Below are 17,057 nucleotides of genomic sequence, written 5' to 3'. Positions count from 1 at the left end.
GTCCACTCCTAGTCCTTGTTGTTAGAACTGCCAGGCCTCTTGCCGGGCAGCGGATGCTCAGGTTTCTCGGATTGGCGTGTGCGGTATTCGTTCCACCCCACGCCAATCCCACTGCAAAAGACTTACGGACGTTCAACCGCCAGCGCCACGCCCATGCCGCCGCCGATACACAGCGAGGCCAAGCCCTTCTTCGCATCGCGCTTCTGCATTTCGTGCAGCAGCGTGACCAGGATGCGGCAGCCCGACGCGCCGATCGGGTGGCCGATCGCAATCGCACCACCATTGACGTTGACCTTGGACGTATCCCAGCCCATCTGCTGATGCACGGCCAGCGCCTGAGCGGCAAACGCCTCGTTGATCTCCATCAGGTCCAGGTCGGCCACCGACCAGCCGGCGCGCGAAAGGCAGCGCTTCGATGCCGGAACCGGCCCCATACCCATGACCTTCGGATCCAAGCCAGCACTCGCGTACGCACGGATCGTGGCCAGGGGCGTCAGGCCCAGCTCCTTGGCCTTGGCGGCCGACATCACCACAACAGCGGCGGCGCCATCGTTCAGACCCGAGGCATTGGCAGCCGTCACAGTGCCGGCCTTGTCGAAGGCAGGCTTCAGCCCTGCCATCGATTCGAGCGTGGCGCCATGGCGGACGAACTCATCCTGCGTAAAGGCAATCGGATCACCCTTGCGCTGCGGGATCAGGATCGGAACGATTTCGTCATTGAAACGGCCCGACTTCTGCGCAGCTTCAGCCTTGTTCTGCGATGCCACGGCAAACTCGTCCTGCGCTTCACGCGTGATGCCATATTCCTTGGCGACGTTCTCGGCCGTGATGCCCATGTGGTACTGGTTGTAGACGTCCCACAGCCCGTCCACAATCATCGAATCGATCAGCTTGGCATCTCCCATGCGGAAACCATCGCGCGAGCCCGGCAGGACGTGCGGCGCGGCGGACATGTTTTCCTGGCCACCGGCCACGACAATCTCGGCATCGCCCGCGATGATGGCGTTGGCGGCCAGCATTACGGCCTTCAGGCCCGAGCCGCACACCTTGTTGATGGTCAGGCCGGGCACCATGTTCGGCAGCCCAGCCTTGATGACGGCCTGACGCGCCGGATTCTGGCCCGAGCCGGCAGTCAGCACCTGCCCCATGATGACTTCGCTCACCTGGTCGGGTGACACCTTGGCGCGCGCCAGCGCTTCGCGGATAACGGCCGCGCCAAGCTCAGGCGCAGCGATCTTCGCCAACGAGCCACCAAACTTGCCCACGGCGGTGCGTACCGCCGATACGATCACAACATCGGTCATTTGCTTACCTTCCACTGTCGAAAGAGAGGGTCGTTGGACGCCGTCAGCAGCCGAAGCCGCGACGGCAACGGGGTTCATGCGCGCGATCTTACGCTTTCTGTTTGACGTAGCGGCCAGGCGCCGGCTCGATGGCCGGGTAATCCGCATTGCCATAGCTCTTGGGTGCACTCTTCTGCGCACCGGCGTGTGATGCCAGCCATGTTGACCAATCCGGCCACCAACTGCCCGGATGCTCCTTGGCACCCTCGAACCACGCATCGGCGGTATCGGGCAGCTTGGCATTGATCCAATGCGAACGCTTGTTGGCCGCGGGCGGGTTGATCACGCCTGCGATATGTCCCGAGGCGCCCAGCACGAAACGCCGCTTGCCCTTAAGCAGCGGCACAGAGCCATAAGCGGACTTCCACGGCACGATGTGGTCTTCACGCGATCCGTAGATGTAGACCGGCACGTCGATCTTGCCTAAATCCACCGGCGTGCCGTTCACCTTCAGCTTGCCTGGCGTTTTGAGGTCGTTCTGCAGATACGTATGGCGCAGGTACCAGCAGTACCACGGGCCAGGCAGGTTGGTCGAGTCGCCATTCCAATACAGCAGGTCGAACGGCGCGGGCGTCTTGCCCTTTAGATAATTCTCGACAACGTAGTTCCAGACCAGATCGTTCGGACGCAGGAACGAGAACGTGTTTGCCAGCTCCACGCCACGCAGCAGGCCCGGGCCGGTCGGCGCATTGCTGCCGATGGTCTTCTCACGCATTTCCACCTGGGCCTGATCGACGAACACGTCGAGAATGCCGGTGTCCGTAAAGTCGAGCAGCGTGGTCAGCAGCGTCAGGCTTGCGGCCGGATGCTCGCCGCGCTCCGCCAGCACGGCCAGGGCCGTCGACAGGATCGTTCCGCCCACGCAGAAGCCCAGCACATTGATCTGGTCCTGCGCAGAAATTTCGCGCGCTACGCGGATGGCCTCGATCGCGCCGCCTTCGATGTAGTCATCCCACGTGCGGGACGCCATGCTCGCGTCCGGATTGCGCCATGACACCAGGAAAACGGTATTGCCCTGCTCCACCGCATAGCGCACGAGCGAATTGGCCGGCTGCAGGTCCAGGATGTAGAACTTGTTGATGCACGGCGGCACTAGCAGCAGCGGGCGCGCATGCACCTTGGCTGTCAGCGGCTTGTATTGGATGAGCTGGAAATAGTCGTTCTCGAAGACGACGGCGCCTTCGCTGTTGGCGACATTGCGGCCGATCTCGAACGCCGTTTCGTCGGTCTGCGAGATCTTGCCGCGCTCCATGTCCTGCAGCATGTTCAGGATGCCGGTACGCAGGGATTCGCCTCGCGATTCAATCAGATGCTTCTGCGCCTCAGGGTTGGTCGCAAGGAAGTTGGACGGCGACATGGCGGCCGTCCATTGCGACACTGCAAAACGCACGCGCTCGCGGGTCTTGGCGTCAGCTTGCACGGCGTCGGCCATTTCCATCAGGGTGCGGGCGTTGAGCACGTAGAACGCAGCGGCGTAGCCGTACAGCGGGCTCTTGCGCCACGCATCGTTCGAGAAACGGCGATCAGACGGCGCCACGGCCTCGGCGCTTTCGCCGGTGCTCATGTGGCGCCAGATCTGGAGCCACTCTTCGAGATATTTCTGCTGGATTTCGGCCAGCCGATCATGCGGGATCAGCGCGAAGGGAACTGCGCCTTCGCCCATCGCTGCGCCGTTGAACTGGCCAAGACCCTGCGCCGCAGCACCGGGTTGTGCGAAGGCGCCCGCAAAGGCCTGCCATTGCTTGAACTGCTCTGCCCACTGCGTAGGGTCCGACAAGCTCTGCCAGGGAGCTTGAGTGTGGGCGCTAGATGCTTTGGATGATGTCGATTGACGCGATGCCATAGTGCCCTCGATCCGACGATTGCGCCGCTCCGGTTGGAACGGCGGCGCAACTCGTAGTATTGCGGGGCATTGTTGCCTTGCCGTTTCAAGGCTGTCAATCGGAGTTAGTTAATGGTCGGCCGGAAATGCCCAGCCAGCGCGGGTTTTGGCACATTCGCCGAAAATGACTCCGACCGAATGGCTAAGCGCAGAACCGGGGCTATGGTCCAATTTGCGCGATTTCGTGCGAGACTGCCGCATTACGCCAATGCCGGGCACCGCTTTTTCTCATGTATATCGTCGCCATCGCCTGGCTCTACGTCGTACTGATGATGTCCTTGACTGAGCAATCTTGGATTGCAGGCATCGGCACATTTGTCTTCTACGGCGTGGCCCCGTTATCGCTCTTCCTGTGGATTGTCGGCACGCCGGCACGCAGACGACGCCGAAAAGCCCAGGAAGCCGCGCACGACAAAGCGGACACCACCCCCACACTGAGCAGCGACACAGGCGACGGCGCCGCCTGAGCGCTCACTCTGCGCGCCAGATCAGCGTCGCCATGCGGCCGGTGGTGCGCTCCCGGCGGTACGAATAGAAGCGCTCGGCGTCCCTCATTGTGCACAGGCCGCCGCCGTACACGTCGGTACAGCCAACGCGTGCCAGCCGCAGCCGGGCCAGCGCATACAGGTCAGCAAAGAACTTGTCGGCGGATGCGCCTTCCAAGAAAGCCGCCTGGGTGGCTGGTAATTCACCGGGCTGAGCGGCGTCGATAAACGCCTGGCGCACTTCCACACCCACTTCAAAACACGATGGCCCAATGGCCGGCCCCAGCCATGCCAGCCACGTTGGATCAGCTTCCTGGCCGCTGGCGCGCAACCGTTGCAGCATCGCATCCAGCGTGCGCTCGATGACGCCCCCGCATAGACCGCGCCAGCCCGCATGCGCCGCACCCACGGTTACGCCGCGAGCGTCGCTCAGCAAGACAGGCAGGCAATCGGCCGTCATGACCACGCAGACACGATCCCGCCACGACGCCACCGCCGCGTCGGCAACCACAGGCGCAGACGTGCCGACGAGCTGATCAAGATCCGCCACGCCGGTGCCGTGCACTTGCTCCATCCACGTCGGCTCGACGGGTAGCGCTGCACGCAAGATGCGGCGATTCTGTTCAACGGCTTCGGGCGCATCACCGACATGCCGGCCAAGGTTCAGGCCACCGGGCAAGCCACCCGCCAATCCGTAAGGCCCTGCGCTGACGCCACCCAGGCGGGTCGTGGCCAGCGCCTTGACATGCGGATGGGCTGGCCAGTCAGGGACGATCCAATCAGTTGATATCGGCATCGGGATCCAGGTCCAGGGCTTCCAGCAGATCGGCGAAATCATCCGGCACGCCAACTTCCCAGTGCACTGATTTGCCCGATGCAGGATGCACGAGCCCCAGGCGCACCGCGTGCAGCGCCTGCCGTGTAAATGGCACCGGTAGCGGCGCCTTGATCGTCTGCGGCTTGCCACGGCGGAAATTGCGCGTGTACACAGGATCGCCAAGCAGCGGATGCCCCTCCGATTCAAAGTGCACACGGATCTGGTGTGTACGACCGGTCTCAAGCTGGCAGCGCACCAGAGATACCTGCGCCCGCCCGAGGTCCACCACGTCCAGCGTCTTGAAATGCGTGCGCGCCGGCTTGCCGCTGGCCGTCTCGATGATCGCCATGCGCGTGCGGTCACGCGGATCGCGGCCGATCGGAGCGTCAATCGTGGCCTCTTCGGGCGTTTCGCCCCACACGAGTGCGAGATAAGTCCGCTTGACAGTACGTGCCTGAAGTTGGCGGACGAGGTCCGTCTGTGCGGGCAGCGTGCGGGCGACCACCATCAGGCCGGAAGTGTCCTTGTCAAGGCGGTGGACGATACCGGCGCGCGGCAACTCCACCGCGTCGGGATAGCGGTGCAGCAGGCCGTTGAGCACCGTGCCGCTCCAGTTGCCGGCGGCCGGATGCACCACCAGCCCGGCAGGCTTGTTGATGACGAGCAGCGTGTCGTCTTCGTACACCACATCTAGGTCGATGGGCTCGGCAACGAAGGCATTTTCGTCGGCCGCGCGTTGCGGGACGACTTCGATGCGATCACCGCCGGAGATGGCCGCACGCGGGCGCACCACCTCACCACGCAGACGCACCGCGCCGGCATCAATCCATTGCTGGAGGCGGCTGCGCGAATAGTCAGGCAGCAGCTTGGCAAGCGCCTTGTCCAGGCGTTCGCCGTGCATGGCTTCGGGAATCTCGACGATGATCGGTTCGGCAGCCGGTGCCGCATCGGCGGCAGGCAAATCGAGCGCCTCATCATCGAGGGCGTCTTCCGTCTCCGGCGCAGCGAGGGAAACGTCAGCCAGTGCGTCGTCTGACACAGGGCTTGGGCTATAATGCTTGATGCGATTTTTCATTCAGAAAAGGTGCCCATGTCGGTCACGAGCGTAAAGCAGGCGCGTATTGGCAGTCGAATCGGCAGTCGAATCCGCGCACAAATCGGAGCAGTGTTGGTGGCAGGCGTTGCATGTCTGACTATCTCGGCCTGCGGCATCCTGCCGGAACAGCAAGACGAAACTGCTGGCTGGTCAGCCAACAAATTATATTCGGAAGCGAAGGATTCGCTCGACGGCGGCGACTACGCCAAGGCGGTCAAGTACTACGAAAAGCTCGAAAGCCGCTATCCGTTCGGGCCGTACGCCCAGCAAGCCCAGATCGAAACCGCCTACGCCAACTACAAGGATGGCGAGACGGCTGCCGCGCTGGCCGCGGTGGATCGCTTCATCCAGTTGCACCCGAATCACCCGAGCGTCGATTACGCCTATTACCTCAAGGGCCTGATCAACTTCAACGACAACCTGGGCTGGCTCGGCCGCTTCTCGAACCAGGACTTGAGCGAGCGCGACCCGAAGGCGGCACGCGCAGCCTACGACGCGTTCAAGACGCTGATCACGCGTTTCCCGAACAGCAAGTACACGCCGGACGCCACCCAGCGCATGCAGTACATCGTCAACGCGATGGCCGAGCATGAAGTGGGCGCCGCGCGCTACTACTATCGCCGCGGCGCCTACCTGGCTGCCGTCAACCGCGCGCAGGACGCCATCAAGGATTACGACCGCGCCCCAGCAGTGGAAGAAGCGCTGTACATCATGATGAAGTCGTATGAAGCGCTGGGCATGAAAGACATGCGCGACGACACCGAACGCATCATCAAGCAGAACTACCCGAAGAGCGATTTCCTCGCCTACGGCCAGCGCAAGAAAGACAAGCCCTGGTACCAATGGTGGTAAGCAAGGCTTGAACAGCACAACAAAAAGCCCGGTCGATTGGCCGGGCTTTTTGTTTGTGCACGCAGATCAGTCTTCAGACCCGCCGGCAGCCGCCTCTTCCGAATCTGGCCGCAGCGAACGCAGAAAATCGGCAGCCGTCTCGGCCTCGCGCGTACGCTTGAACGGCGGCAGGCTCTGCCAGATCTGGCGACCGTAGTTCTTCTCAACGAGCCGCGGGTCACAGATCATCAGCACACCGCGATCGGTCTCCGAACGAATCAATCGCCCTGCGCCTTGCTTGAGCGTGATGACTGCATGCGGCAGTTGGTGCACGGCAAACGGGCTCAGCCCCTTCTTTTCAAGCGCCTCCATGCGCGCGCTCAGCACCGGATCATCGGGCGGGGCAAACGGCAACTTGTCGATGACGACCAGCGAGAGCGCCTCGCCGCGTACGTCCACGCCTTCCCAAAAGCTCTGGCTGCCGATCAGGACGGCGTTGCCGAGCGCACGAAAACGGTCCAGCAGCTCCGTACGGCTGGCCTGGCCCTGCACTAGCAGCGGGAAATCCCAGCCGCGTTGCACGAATTCATCTGACAACCGCTCGGCGGCGCGATTCACAGCGCGCAGCGTTGTGCACAGCAGGAACGTCTTGCCGCCCGCCGCTTCAATCAGCGGCAAGGTGGCGTCGAGCACCGCATCGGTAAAACGCGGATCGCTCGGCTGCGGCAGATCACGCGGCACATACAGCAAGCCTTGCGATGCGTAGTCGAACGGGCTGTCGAGCGTCATGGAGCGATCACGATCCAAGCCCAACTGTGCAGCGTAGTGTGTGAAGTTGCCGCGCACCGAAAGCGTAGCGGACGTGAAGACCCACGCGCGCGGCTGGCCCGCACGTTGGCGCGAAAAAATCGGCGCGATCGACAACGGTGTCAGGTGCAACTGCACGGAATTGGCGAATACCTCGACCCAGCGCACACGCTCGTCAACGGGGGCCGCACTTTCGCTGTCCGCGCCCGCGTCATCCCCTTCTTTCTTTGGCGCCTTGGGCGGTTTTGGATCGACCCACGCCTCAAGTTTTTCACACAGCGCCACGGCGCGGCGATGACATTGCTCGATGGTTTCGGCGCGCTCAGCCTGGGCTTCCAGCGCGCCGGTAAAGTCGGAAAGTCCCTGCTCCAGCTTCGACAACACCTCGTAGAACGGCTTGGCGAGTGCCGCATCATTGTCGATCTGCTTGATAGACAGGCGAGAACCGTCCTGGCGGAAGACCAGGCGCAGATCACGCGCAGCACGCTCCAGCGGCGCGGCAATCGCAACCCAATCCACCGCATCGCGGGCATGCGAAAGGCCTTCGGCCACGCTGTCACGCGCAAGTTCGAGAATCTGGTTCGTCGAGATGGTCTCGCCAAAGAACAACGTGGCGGTTTCTGGCAGCTGGTGCGCTTCGTCGAAGATGATCGTGTTGGCAGCAGGCAGCAACTCCGCCATGCCGGTGTCCTTCAACATCACGTCCGCGAAGAACAGGTGATGGTTCACCACGACCACGTCGGCCTGCTGCGCCTCCTTGCGGGCGCGCATGACAAAGCAGTCTTTGTAGTAGGCGCAGTCCGAACCGAGGCAGTTATCGCGCGTGGACGTGACGAGGTTCCACACCGGCGCGTTCTCGGGCACGCTGGCAAGTTCGGCCTTGTCGCCAGTTTTCGTTGTCTTCAGGAAGAGGTTGATCTGGCGCAGCCACGCGGCGTCCTGGCGCGAAGAAAGGCGCCCGTTCTGCGACGTGCGCTCCACGTGGTAATGGCAGACGTAGTTGGCGCGCCCCTTGAGCAGCGCCACCGACACCGGCGCATTCAGCGCCTTGCGCACCGTCGGGATGTCGCGCAGGAAGAGCTGGTCCTGCAGGTTCTTCGTCCCGGTGGAGACGATCACCTTGCCACCCCACAGCATCGCGGGAACAAGGTAGGCGTACGTTTTGCCCGTGCCCGTACCGGCCTCGACGATGATCGAATCGGCGGCTTCGATGGCGTTGGCAACGGCCTGCGCCATCGTCAGCTGCGCACTGCGGGGCCGGTAGCCATCGATACCCTTGGCCAGCGTGCCGTCATCGGCAAAGAGCGTCGCCAGTTCAACATGATGGGCATCGGCAGGTAGCGAGGCGGCGGGAGCCGAAGCGTCGCTGGTATCGGCGTCGGAATCAGCCGACGGCTCGGCCAGCGGGGAAAGCGAAGTCAACGCGGAATCCGTGGAGTCAAATGACGGAGGCCGCACGTGATTGCGGCCTCTCGGAATGAAAATCGAACCAACTTTGGGCAGGCGCTAAGCCGGCACGTCCGGCTCAAGCTGCAACTGTAGCAGGGTGATGGTGTCCTTGAGTTTCAGGCGGCGCTTCTTGAGGCGGCGCAGCTGCAACTCGTCGTGATCGGCTGTAGCCGCCAGCCGGTCGATCAGGAAATCGAGATCGCGGTGCTCGATCTGCAATTCAATGATGCGACGCGAGATCGTATTCAGATCGCTGTCCATCGCTTTCCTCCCGGAAACCCGGCCTTGGCTGAAGTTTAGAACCCCAGCGGACTGGTGTTGTTCTGGTTTTGCTCGTTGCGGCGCTTGGTTTGTTCGCGGCGCTCTTCCAGTTCTTTCTGGCGCTTCACGGCGTCTTGCTGCTTTTCCTGGAACTGCTTCGCGCTTTCGGCACGCTTGGCGGCGTTTGCAGCGCCCTGCTCCTGCGCGGCCTTCAGCTTGGCGTCGTAATCCGCCTGCTTCTTGGCTGCAGCTTGCGCATTGGCGGCGCGCTGCGGCGCTTCGGCCTGGCGCTGCACTTCATTCAGGCGCTGCTGCTCTTGCTTGTTCGAGAAATCGGTGCGGTTCTTCTGCTCGGCGGCTTCACGCTGGGGGCGTTCGGCGTTGTACTGAGCCTCGCGGATGGCGCGTTCCTGGTCGCGGCGGGCTGCGCGGTCGGCACGCTCGGCTTCGTCCAGTGCCAACTCGCGTTCGCGGATGGTGTGGAGTTCCGTGCGGCGCACATCCTTGGCCTTGTCGATGCAGCGCGTGACGAGAAATTTGTCGTAGCAGGCGCGCTCAGCCTGGGCATAGCGGTATTCGGCCCAGGATTTGGCGCTGGTGATGCGATCGTGCTCGGCGCCGAAATCGGGCTGTGTGGCGGGCACCGCAGCGGCTGGCGCAGAGGCCTGCTGAGACTGGCTCCATACAGGCGCGGCGAGCAGTGCGGCACTGAGGACGGACGCCGGCAGAACCAAACGGGAAGCGCGGCGCGCAAGAGCGCGGCGACGGGCAGAAAACAGGAGCGTAGGCATAACGCGCATTTTATCACCGCGCCTGTGCGGCAAACGCCGCGCGGCCACGGATTTACGCTCAGGAACAGGGTTCGCGTTGTGGCAAAATGCGCGGCTTTCCATCGCACTCTCTGGAAGCAATGACTGATTCCGTGTTGCAGAAGATCGTCTCCCGCATCGCCACTGAACTGGCGGTCAGGCCGCAGCAGGTTGCCGCCGCCGTGCAACTGCTGGACGAAGGCGCCACCGTGCCCTTTATTGCGCGTTACCGCAAGGAGGTGACGGACAACCTGGACGACACGCAACTGCGCAACCTGGAAGAACGCCTGCTGTACCTGCGCGAACTGGAAGACCGCCGCGCGGCCATCCTGGCTTCCATTGAAGAGCAAGGCAAGCTGACCGATGCCCTGCGTACCGCCATCGAGGCGGCCGAGACCAAGCAGGTGCTGGAAGATCTCTACCTGCCCTACAAGCCGAAGCGCCGCACGCGCGCTCAGATCGCTCGCGAATGCGGCTTGGAGCCGCTGGCCCAGGCACTGCTGGCCGACCCGACACTCGACCCTCAAACCGAAGCCGCCAAGTTCGTCAACGGCAATCCGACTGCCGATGGCGGCGTGCCGGACGTGAAGGCCGCGCTGGACGGCGCGCGCGACATCCTCTCCGAGCAGTTTGGCGAGACGGCGGAGCTGCTGGGCAAGGTGCGCGACCACCTTTGGAATCAGGGCCAGGTTTCGTCGACGGTGGTCGAAGGCAAGGAAAGCGCCGAAGAAGAAAAATTCCGCGATTACTACGCATACAGCGAGCCGATCCGCAACGTACCGTCGCACCGCGCGCTGGCGCTGTTCCGCGGCCGCAACGCGGGCGTGCTGTTCGTCAAGCTCGGGTTGGGCGAAGAACAGGACGCGTTAATCCCCCACCCGTGCGAAGTCATGATCGCGCGCCATGTCGGCATCGAAAACAAAGGCCGCGCGGCGGACAAGTGGCTGTCGGACGTGTGCCGCTGGTGCTGGCGCGTAAAGGTCCAGCCGCATATCGAAACCGAACTGCTCACGCAACTGCGCGAATCCGCTGAGGCCGAGGCCATCAAGATCTTCGGTCGCAATCTGCACGACCTGCTGCTGGCCGCGCCGGCTGGCCCCAAGGCGGTAATGGGCGTCGACCCGGGCATCCGCACGGGCTGCAAGATCGCAGTGGTGGACCACACCGGCAAGCTGCTCGAAACCGCCACGATCTACCCGCACGAACCGCGCCGCGACTGGAACGGTTCGCTCGCAACGATGGCCCGTCTGGCCAAGCAGCACGGCGTGGCACTGGTTTCCATCGGCAACGGCACAGCAAGCCGCGAGACCGACAAGCTGGTGCAAGACCTCATGCGTAACGCTCCGGAGCTGAAGCTGACCAAGATCGTGGTGAGCGAGGCCGGCGCGTCGGTGTATTCAGCGTCGGAACTGGCGGCCAAGGAATTCCCGGAGCTGGATGTGTCGCTGCGTGGCGCGGTGTCGATCGCGCGTCGCCTGCAAGACCCGCTGGCCGAACTTGTGAAGATCGACCCGAAGTCGATCGGCGTCGGCCAGTATCAGCATGACGTGAACCAGCGCGAACTGGCCCGCGCGCTGGACGCCATCGTCGAGGATTGCGTCAACGCGGTGGGCGTGGATGTCAACACGGCCTCTGCCCCGCTGCTGGCGCGTGTGTCGGGGCTGAACTCGATCCTCGCCAAGAACATCGTCGAGTACCGCGATGCGAACGGCGCGTTCCCCAACCGCGACGCGCTCAAGAAAGTACCGCGCCTGGGTGACAAGACGTTCGAGCAGGCCGCCGGCTTCCTGCGCATCAATGATGGCGACAATCCGCTCGATCGCTCCTCGGTGCACCCGGAAGCGTATCCGGTGGTCAAGCGCATCCTGGACAGCATCAAGAAAGGCATCGGCGACGTGCTCGGCAACTGCGAGGCGCTGCGCGGCCTGACCGCGCGCGACTTCACCGACGAGAAGTTCGGCCTGCCGACCGTGGTCGACATCCTCTCGGAACTGGAGAAGCCCGGCCGCGACCCGCGCCCCGAGTTCAAGACGGCGACATTCCAGGACGGCGTAGAAGACATCAAGGATCTGCAGCCCGGCATGGTGCTCGAAGGCGTGGTGACGAACGTGGCAGCGTTTGGCGCGTTCATCGATATCGGCGTGCATCAGGATGGACTGGTACACGTGTCGGCGCTGTCGACCAAGTTCGTGCGCGACCCGCACGAGGTGGTCAAGCCCGGCCAGATCGTCAAGGTCAAGGTGATGGAAGTGGACGTGAAGCGCAACCGTATCGGTCTGACCATGCGCTTATCCGACGAGCCCGGCCAAGCGCCTGCGCGTACCAGCGGCGGCGATCGCCCGAGTAGTGGCGGCAATCGCCACGGCGGCCAGCAGCGTCGCGCGCCGGAACCGTCCGGCGCCATGGCGGAAGCCTTCGCCAAGCTCAAGCGCTAACGCAGATTCTGTTTAGCGGAACCCGCCCGGTTTTCAGACTCGGCGGGTTTTTTCATGGCTGGGCGCGCCCGTTACACATCCTTACGCGCATGGATATTTTCTAACACTCGCGCGTCGGCGCCACGTCTTTTCCGCCCGTTATGGAGACACAGGCACACACCGCCTGGCACCCACGAGGAGAAACTCCATGAAGACGAGCCACACCCTGATCGCTGCCCTGCTTGCTGTTGCCGGTACCGCCGCTTTCGCACAGACCACGCCGCCCGCTCCTGTGTCGCCTGTTACGCAAGTCCAGCAAGACAATCAGAAGATTCATCAGGACAACCGTGACATCCGTCACGATAACCGCGACATTCGCCACGACCGCGCCGATATCGGCAAAGACAAAGCTGCCCTGGCTGACGAACGCACCGAGCGCAATACCGCGCAACGCCGCGAAAACCGCGATCTGGCAAATGGCAACGTCAAGGGTGCCGAATACTGGAGCAAGCAACGCGCTCAAGATCAGCATCAGGTCAACGCCGACCGCCGTGACTTGCACCAGGACCGCAAGGACCTGCACGCCGACGTCAAGGATCGCAACCACGACGTACACGCCCGCAACCACGAAGTGCACAAACGCGACCGCGATGCCTCGAAGATCTAACCCGGACATCGCCTGACATCCAAACAAAACGGCCCGTGCGTCTCTCTCGCACGGGCCGTTTGTTATGCAGCGATACGATCGGTCAGATCTCGACCTTCGTGCCCAACTCCACCACGCGGTTTGCAGGGATGTGGAAGAAGTCCGACGGCTTGGCGCCGTTCTGATGCATCCACGCAAACAGACGCTCGCGCCACATCGACATGCCCGGCAGCTTGGACGGCACCACCGATTCACGCGCAATAAAGAACGACGTATCCATCAGCTCGCAGCGCGTGCCAATCTGCGGTTGACCCAGTTCGAGCACACGGTACACGTCCGGCGTTTCCTTGAAGCCGTACTCCGCCTTGACGATGTAGATGCCGCTGCCCAAGTCGCGCACGGACACGCGGCGCTTGTCGTCCACGTAGGGAATATCGCGCGTGACGAAGCTGATGAAGATCACGCGCTCGTGGAGCACGCGGTTGTGCTTCAGGTTATGCAGCAACGACACCGGCACGAACTCTGTATTGCCGGTGAGGAAAACGGCCGTGCCCTCGACACGATGCGGCGGATGCGCCAGCAATCCGGCCAGGAACGGCTCGAGCGGGATGCCGTCCTCCAGGCTGCGGGCGCGCAAAAGTTTCTTGCCCTTGTACCAGGTCATCAGCAGGAAGAACACACCGGCGCCCAGCGTCAGCGGGAACCAACCGCCATCGCGGATCTTCAAGAGGTTGGCCGAGAAGAACGCCATGTCGACCACCAGGAAACACAGGCTGACAAGCGTCACCAGCACCGGATGCCAACGCCAGACTGAGCGCATCACCACTGCCGCCAGCACTGTCGTGATGACCATCGTTGTGGTCACGGCAATGCCGTAGGCGGCGGCCAGGTTGTCGGACTTTTTGAACGCCAGCACCACGCCCACCACTAGGATCAGCAGCATCCAGTTGACCATCGGCACGTAGATCTGGCCGATCTCGGCTTCCGAGGTGTAGCGAATGCGCATGCGCGGCACAAAGCCAAGCTGAATTGCTTGGCTCGTCAGCGAGAACGCGCCCGAAATCACAGCCTGCGAGGCAATGACGGTTGCCGCTGCAGCAAGCACGACCATGGGGAGTTGCAGCGCTTCTGGCACCGAACGGTAGAACGGGTTTTCGATGGTGCTCGGATCGGTCAAAAGCATCGCGCCTTGGCCGAAGTAGTTCAGCAACAGGCTCGGCGCCACGATGAAGAACCACGCCCAGCGGATCGGGCGGGCGCCGAAGTGGCCCATGTCGGCGTACAGCGCTTCAGCACCGGTCAGTACCAGGAACACCGAACCCAGCACGATGAACGCCTGCAGCGCATGGTCGTGCAGGAACGAAATCGCATACATCGGGTTGACGGCCCCGAGGATCTGCGGCGCCTTCACCAGATTCATCATGCCCAGCGCGGCCAGCGCAGCAAACCACAGCAGCATCACCGGACCGAACAGCTTGCCGACCACCGACGTGCCGCTGCGCTGGATGAGGAACAGCACTGCCAGGATCACGAGCGTGATCGGCAATACGAACGGCGACAAGGCGGGCGCGGCGATTTCAAGACCTTCCATGGCGGAGAGGACCGAGATGGCCGGCGTAATCACCGCATCGCCGTAGAACATGCACGCACCGAAGACGCCCAGCATCATCAGCAGCGACATGCGCTTGGAATTGGTATTGGCCGTACGCAGCGACAGCGCCATCAGCGCGAGGATGCCGCCCTCGCCGTTGTTGTCGGCACGCATGACGAACAGCACGTACTTGAGCGACACCACGATCACCATCGCCCAAAACAGCATGGAGATGATGCCGAGCACCGCCCCGCTGGAAAAGGGAATGCCGTGCTCGGGGCTGAAGCACTCCTTGAGCGAATACAGCGGGCTGGTGCCGATGTCTCCGAACACCACACCCACGGCACCAATCACCATGGCGCGCAGGTTCACGTTGGTCTGGGGCGACCCTGTTGCTGTAAGAGCTTGACTCATGAACTTGGAAATCGGCCGAATTGCTGGCCGCTCAAAAAATCGTGCATTGCACAATGAGGGCGGATTGTACTCCCCGCCTCCATCACGCCAACCCCTCAAACGGGCATTCGTTGCCGCAGTGCATCACGATGCACAGCCATATTGGTAAAGCATTCTGCAAGGCTGAAAGAACGTTGCCCAGGCATGCACATCCCCGAATGAAGCACATTGTGCAGCGCCGGGCGGCCGCCTTGGTGCGCTGGCAACATGTCGTGCTTGCTGTGCTGCACATAGCCGAAAGTAGGACTGCAGCCGACAGAACTTTGTAGGAAAATGCCTGACAAACCTTTATTGCAAAATAACGTTGAGTGGCTAGCACCCGGCTAGCCCAACGCTTCTGACTCGGGGACGGCCTTGCCCCACTCATCTATTCGCATCTTGGGGCGTTCCAAGCCTTCGCTGACCGCACTGATTGTGCTGCTGGTCGTGGCCGCCCTATTGTTTGCGATTCCGCGCATGATCCTGCCCTGGGCGCAATCGGCCTTCGTGCAGCAGCTCGATCCCACGGTGTGGGCCGATTACGCTGGCCCGTACGACCTGGCAGCCGCGGTGGTGGCCGCCAGCGCGATCATCATCTTCCTGCTTCGCCGCTGAGCGCGTCCGTCAACGCGCGAGTGCGCGAGCGCATTCCGCCACAAGCGCCGGGCCGCGATAGATCAATCCCGTATAGAGCTGTACCAACTGCGCGCCAGCGTCGACCTTCTCGCGGGCGTGCTCGCCAGCGAGGATGCCGCCCACGCCGATGATGGGCACTGCATCGCGCAGCAAGCCATGCAATGCGCGAATCACCCGCGTCGAGCCTTCACGCACCGGCTGGCCGGACAGTCCGCCCGCCTCTTCCGCATGCGCCAGGCCGGCGACGGCCTCACGACTGATTGTGGTGTTGGTCGCAATCACGCCATCCATCTTGTGGCGCAACAGCGCGTCGGCAACGTTGGCAATCTGGTCGTCATCCAGGTCCGGCGCAATCTTCAGTGCCACCGGCACGTAGCGCTTATGCAGGTCTGCCAGACGCTGCTGCGCATCGCGCAGCGTACCGAGCAAGCTGTCCAGCTCGCTCGCGCCCTGCAGTTGACGCAGGTTCTTCGTGTTCGGCGATGAAATGTTGACTGTCACGTAGCTCGCATGCGGATACACACGCTCGAGGCAATGCAGGTAATCGTCGACAGCGCGCTCGATGGGCGTGTCGGCGTTCTTGCCGATGTTCAAGCCGAGCACGCCGCCCGCCTCGCGCCACTTTGACGCCTTTACGTTATTGATAAATGCATCGACACCGCCGTTGTTGAAACCCATGCGATTGATGAGCGCGTTAGCCGCCGGCAAGCGGAACATGCGCGGGCGCGGGTTGCCCGGCTGCGCACGCGGCGTGACCGTGCCAACTTCAATGAAGCCGAAGCCGAGCGCGCCGAGCGCATCGATATACGCGCCATCCTTGTCCAGGCCAGCAGCCAGCCCGACTGGATTGGGAAACCTCACGCCCATCACCGTGCGCGGCTGCGGGGCTACGCGTCCGCCAATGCAGCCCGAAAGCCCCATCGCGTGTGCCCGCTTGAGTTGGTGCAGCGTGAAGTGATGCGCGTCTTCAGGATCCATCGAAAACAGCAGCGGGCGGACAAGCGGGTACAGGGCGTTGAGCACGATCAGAATCAAGAGAAGAACGCGAAGGGCCGCATTGTAAACGGCCAGCACGCCGCAATGCACCGTGCGCGCCGCTTTCGAACATGGCCGCGCACGATGTGTTTAAACATCAGTCCGCGCCTGCCTTTGCGGCCCATTAGAGGGGCAACACGCACCATCAAAATGCATACAGCACGAGAAAGGTGTTGCATCGCCGCACGGATCTCGCTATAATTTTTTATTCGACGGACGCGGGGTGGAGCAGTCTGGCAGCTCGTCGGGCTCATAACCCGAAGGTCGCAGGTTCAAATCCTGCCCCCGCAACCAGCCAGAAAGTCGAATGCGTTTCTACGGACGCGGGGTGGAGCAGTCTGGCAGCTCGTCGGGCTCATAACCCGAAGGTCGCAGGTTCAAATCCTGCCCCCGCAACCAACCAAAGTAGAACGGCTCGCTCCAAGACCTGAGCCGAATCATGAAGCCCGCATACAGCGGGCTTTTTGTTTTTCTACGTTCCTGACGCGCCGTTTTGCGTGCAACTCAGTCGATACTCCCGGCC

The 17,057-nt window shown here is 62.6% G+C and carries 14 protein-coding genes and 2 tRNA genes; 7 read left to right on the top strand and 9 right to left on the bottom strand.

The features are described from left to right. Nucleotides 1-122 precede the first annotated feature (122 nt). Nucleotides 123-1,304, bottom strand: coding sequence for an acetyl-CoA C-acetyltransferase (locus ACEN9T_RS16660; protein WP_092970174.1), 1,182 nt, complete (start codon nt 1,302-1,304; stop codon nt 123-125). A gap of 88 nt (nt 1,305-1,392) precedes the next feature. Further along, on the bottom strand, nt 1,393-3,186 hold the full coding sequence (phaC, locus tag ACEN9T_RS16655; RefSeq protein WP_413708332.1) for a class I poly(R)-hydroxyalkanoic acid synthase: 1,794 nt from the start codon (nt 3,184-3,186) through the stop codon (nt 1,393-1,395). Nucleotides 3,187-3,455: 269 nt separating this feature from the next. On the opposite strand from phaC, the gene ACEN9T_RS16650 reads away from it, so the two are divergent. Continuing rightward, a complete protein-coding gene (locus tag ACEN9T_RS16650; protein ID WP_092970170.1) occupies nt 3,456-3,692 on the top strand; it encodes a hypothetical protein in 237 nt (78 codons plus the stop codon). 4 nt (nt 3,693-3,696) lie between these two features. Here ACEN9T_RS16650 and pgeF read toward each other — a convergent pair whose 3' ends face one another. Both pgeF and ACEN9T_RS16640 read right to left on the bottom strand, forming a co-directional pair. Further along, a complete protein-coding gene (gene pgeF / locus ACEN9T_RS16645; RefSeq protein ID WP_413708331.1) occupies nt 3,697-4,506 on the bottom strand; it encodes a peptidoglycan editing factor PgeF in 810 nt (269 codons plus the stop codon). Further along, complete coding sequence (locus tag ACEN9T_RS16640) at nt 4,490-5,602, bottom strand: RluA family pseudouridine synthase (protein ID WP_413708330.1); 1,113 nt, start codon at nt 5,600-5,602, stop codon at nt 4,490-4,492. The genes pgeF and ACEN9T_RS16640 overlap by 17 nt, the downstream gene beginning before the upstream one ends. Nucleotides 5,603-5,617: 15 nt before the next feature. Between ACEN9T_RS16640 and ACEN9T_RS16635 the strand changes: the two genes are divergently transcribed. Further along, on the top strand, nt 5,618-6,475 hold the full coding sequence (locus ACEN9T_RS16635) for an outer membrane protein assembly factor BamD (RefSeq protein ID WP_413708329.1): 858 nt from the start codon (nt 5,618-5,620) through the stop codon (nt 6,473-6,475). 66 nt (nt 6,476-6,541) lie between these two features. Here the strand turns inward: ACEN9T_RS16635 and ACEN9T_RS16630 are convergent, their stop codons facing one another. The 3 genes from ACEN9T_RS16630 to ACEN9T_RS16620 form a co-directional block, all read right to left on the bottom strand. Beyond that, nucleotides 6,542-8,683 (bottom strand): ATP-dependent DNA helicase, encoded by a 2,142-nt coding sequence (locus ACEN9T_RS16630; protein WP_413708328.1) that lies wholly within the window; start codon nt 8,681-8,683, stop codon nt 6,542-6,544. An 84-nt stretch (nt 8,684-8,767) separates the two neighbouring features. Beyond that, the gene (locus tag ACEN9T_RS16625; protein ID WP_027681294.1) at nt 8,768-8,971 is read right to left on the bottom strand and encodes a DUF465 domain-containing protein; all 204 of its coding nucleotides are present in this window, start codon (nt 8,969-8,971) and stop codon (nt 8,768-8,770) included. Nucleotides 8,972-9,006: 35 nt separating this feature from the next. Then, on the bottom strand, nt 9,007-9,771 hold the full coding sequence (locus tag ACEN9T_RS16620) for a hypothetical protein (RefSeq protein ID WP_413708327.1): 765 nt from the start codon (nt 9,769-9,771) through the stop codon (nt 9,007-9,009). A gap of 110 nt (nt 9,772-9,881) precedes the next feature. Between ACEN9T_RS16620 and ACEN9T_RS16615 the strand changes: the two genes are divergently transcribed. Both ACEN9T_RS16615 and ACEN9T_RS16610 read left to right on the top strand, forming a co-directional pair. Further along, a complete protein-coding gene (locus tag ACEN9T_RS16615; RefSeq protein ID WP_413708326.1) occupies nt 9,882-12,215 on the top strand; it encodes a Tex family protein in 2,334 nt (777 codons plus the stop codon). Nucleotides 12,216-12,402: 187 nt separating this feature from the next. Continuing rightward, the gene (locus tag ACEN9T_RS16610; protein WP_413708325.1) at nt 12,403-12,861 is read left to right on the top strand and encodes a hypothetical protein; all 459 of its coding nucleotides are present in this window, start codon (nt 12,403-12,405) and stop codon (nt 12,859-12,861) included. Nucleotides 12,862-12,943: 82 nt separating this feature from the next. Here the strand turns inward: ACEN9T_RS16610 and ACEN9T_RS16605 are convergent, their stop codons facing one another. Beyond that, on the bottom strand, nt 12,944-14,845 hold the full coding sequence (locus ACEN9T_RS16605) for a potassium transporter Kup (RefSeq protein ID WP_092970160.1): 1,902 nt from the start codon (nt 14,843-14,845) through the stop codon (nt 12,944-12,946). Between the two features lie 393 nt (nt 14,846-15,238). On the opposite strand from ACEN9T_RS16605, the gene ACEN9T_RS16600 reads away from it, so the two are divergent. Continuing rightward, nucleotides 15,239-15,478, top strand: a complete 240-nt coding sequence (locus ACEN9T_RS16600; RefSeq protein ID WP_313903643.1) for a hypothetical protein — start codon at nt 15,239-15,241, stop codon at nt 15,476-15,478. A 9-nt stretch (nt 15,479-15,487) separates the two neighbouring features. Here ACEN9T_RS16600 and ACEN9T_RS16595 read toward each other — a convergent pair whose 3' ends face one another. Continuing rightward, nucleotides 15,488-16,522 (bottom strand): quinone-dependent dihydroorotate dehydrogenase, encoded by a 1,035-nt coding sequence (locus ACEN9T_RS16595; RefSeq protein ID WP_413708324.1) that lies wholly within the window; start codon nt 16,520-16,522, stop codon nt 15,488-15,490. 229 nt (nt 16,523-16,751) lie between these two features. Between ACEN9T_RS16595 and ACEN9T_RS16590 the strand changes: the two genes are divergently transcribed. Next, nucleotides 16,752-16,828, top strand: a tRNA-Met gene (locus tag ACEN9T_RS16590). 28 nt (nt 16,829-16,856) lie between these two features. Further along, nucleotides 16,857-16,933: transfer RNA gene (locus ACEN9T_RS16585), tRNA-Met, on the top strand. Nucleotides 16,934-17,057: the final 124 nt, after the last annotated feature.

The sequence above is a fragment of the Ralstonia sp. Ralssp110 genome, assembly GCF_047325135.1.
Classification (GTDB): Bacteria; Pseudomonadota; Gammaproteobacteria; order Burkholderiales; family Burkholderiaceae; genus Ralstonia; species Ralstonia mojiangensis.
This window is presented reverse-complemented; position numbering and strand designations above follow the sequence as displayed.